General features: G+C 54.0%; 2 rRNA genes (1 of these 2 cut by a window edge). Both read right to left on the reverse strand.

What is annotated here, in order from left to right:
* Nucleotides 1–70 precede the first annotated feature (70 nt).
* Nucleotides 71–185 (reverse strand): 5S ribosomal RNA (gene rrf / locus M8997_RS22050).
* 76 nt (nucleotides 186–261) lie between these two features.
* Nucleotides 262–2500: ribosomal RNA gene (locus tag M8997_RS22055) — 23S ribosomal RNA — on the reverse strand (it continues 855 nt past the right edge of the window).

Here is a 2500-nt window from a genome sequence, read left to right on the forward strand (position 1 = left end):
TTTTTAAACGGCAACGGCCGCTTGCGCGGCCGGTATTGATTGAAGAGTTGTTTCCTGTTGCGTTTTGCAGACCTGGCAGCGACCTACTCTCCCGCGTCTTGAGACGAAGTACCATTGGCGCTGGGGCGTTTCACGGCCGAGTTCGGAATGGGATCGGGTGCAGCCACCCCGCCGTAACCACCAGGTCAGCGAAGCGCAACAGGAATGAGAAGCTGGTATTTGTGCTGAAGCTCTGGCTTCAGATGGCTATGAGGAATGGGAATGATCAAGTCGATCGAGCTATTAGTACCGGTAAGCTGCATGCGTTGCCGCACTTCCACACCCGGCCTATCAACGTGGTGGTCTTCCACGGCTCTGATAGGGAATACTCGTTTTCAGGTGGGTTTCCCGCTTAGATGCCTTCAGCGGTTATCCCGTCCGTATATAGCTACCCTGCTATGCGGCTGGCGCCACAACAGGTCCACCAGAGATACGTCCATCCCGGTCCTCTCGTACTAGGGACAGATCCTGTCAATATTCCTACACCCACGGCAGATAGGGACCGAACTGTCTCACGACGTTCTGAACCCAACTCACGTACCGCTTTAAATGGCGAACAGCCATACCCTTGGGACCTGCTCCAGCCCCAGGATGCGATGAGTCGACATCGAGGTGCCAAACAACCCCGTCGATATGGACTCTTGGGGGTCATCAGCCTGTTATCCCCGGCGTACCTTTTATCCGTTGAGCGATGGCCCTTCCACACGGGACCACCGGATCACTATGACCGACTTTCGTCTCTGCTCGACTTGTCAGTCTTGCAGTCAGGCGGGCTTATGCCATTGCACTCGACGACCGATTTCCGACCGGTCTGAGCCCACCATCGCGCGCCTCCGTTACTCTTTAGGAGGCGACCGCCCCAGTCAAACTACCCACCATACACTGTCCTGGACCCGGATAACGGGCCGCAGTTAGACATCCATGTCGATAAGGGTGGTATTTCAAGGGTGACTCCACGAAGGCTGGCGCCTCCGCTTCAAAGTCTACCACCTATCCTACACATGCCGACACGAATGCCAGTGTAAAGCTATAGTAAAGGTGCACGGGGTCTTTCCGTCTAACCGCAGGAACCCCGCATCTTCACGGGGAATTCAATTTCACTGAGTCTGCGTTGGAGACAGCGGGGAAGTCGTTACGCCATTCGTGCAGGTCGGAACTTACCCGACAAGGAATTTCGCTACCTTAGGACCGTTATAGTTACGGCCGCCGTTTACTGGGGCTTCGATTCAAAGCTTGCACCTCTCCTCTTAACCTTCCAGCACCGGGCAGGCGTCAGACCCTATACGTCGTCTTGCGACTTCGCAGAGCCCTGTGTTTTTGGTAAACAGTCGCTACCCCCTGGTCTGTGCCACCCCCTCGCGGTTGCCCGCAAAAGGGTCACGCTTCTTCCGAAGTTACGCGTGCAATTTGCCGAGTTCCTTCAACGCAGTTCTCTCAAGCGCCTTGGTATTCTCTACCAGTCCACCAGTGTCGGTTTAGGGTACGGTCTATACGCGGGAGCTATTTCCTGGGACCGCTTCGAAGCCCCTCCAATCCAATAAGGAGGAACAACACACGCGATCCGTCACTACCCGCAGGCCCACGAATATTAACGTGGTTCCCATCGACTACGCCTTTCGGCCTCGCCTTAGGGGCCGGCTAACCCTGCTCAGATTAACTTTAAGCAGGAACCCTTGGACTTTCGGCGAGGGAGTCTCTCACTCCCTTTATCGTTACTCATGTCAGCATTCTCACTTCTGATACCTCCAACAGCCCTCACGGGTCCATCTTCAACGGCTTACAGAACGCTCCGCTACCACTTGCATTTGCATGCAAATCCACAGCTTCGGTGTATGGCTTGAGCCCCGGTACATTTTCGGCGCAAAGACCCTTATTTAGACCAGTGAGCTGTTACGCTTTCTTTAAATGATGGCTGCTTCTAAGCCAACATCCTGGTTGTTTTGGGATCCTCACATCCTTTCCCACTTAGCCATAACTTAGGGACCTTAGATGGTGGTCAGGGTTGTTGCCCTCTCCACGACGGACGTTAGCACCCGCCGTGTGTCTGCCGATCACTACTTTCCGGTATTCGGAGTTTGGTTAGGTTTGGTAAATCGGTGAGATCCCCTAGCCCATCCAGTGCTCTACCCCCGGAAGTATAAAATCGACGCTCTACCTAAATAGATTTCGCGGAGAACCAGCTATCTCCGAGTTTGATTGGCCTTTCACCCCTAGCCACAAGTCATCCCAATCTATTGCAACAGATGCGGGTTCGGTCCTCCAGTAAGTGTTACCTTACCTTCAACCTGCTCATGGCTAGATCACTCGGTTTCGGGTCTAATGCGACGAACTAAAACGCCCTGTTCAGACTCGCTTTCGCTGCGCCTACACCTACCGGTTTAAGCTTGCTCGTCACACTAAGTCGCTGACCCATTATACAAAAGGTACGCTGTCACCCAGAACGAATCTTGGGCTCCAACTG

Origin of the sequence: Phyllobacterium sp. 21LDTY02-6 (assembly GCF_023554255.2) — a bacterium.
Lineage (GTDB): Bacteria > Pseudomonadota > Alphaproteobacteria > Rhizobiales > Rhizobiaceae > Phyllobacterium.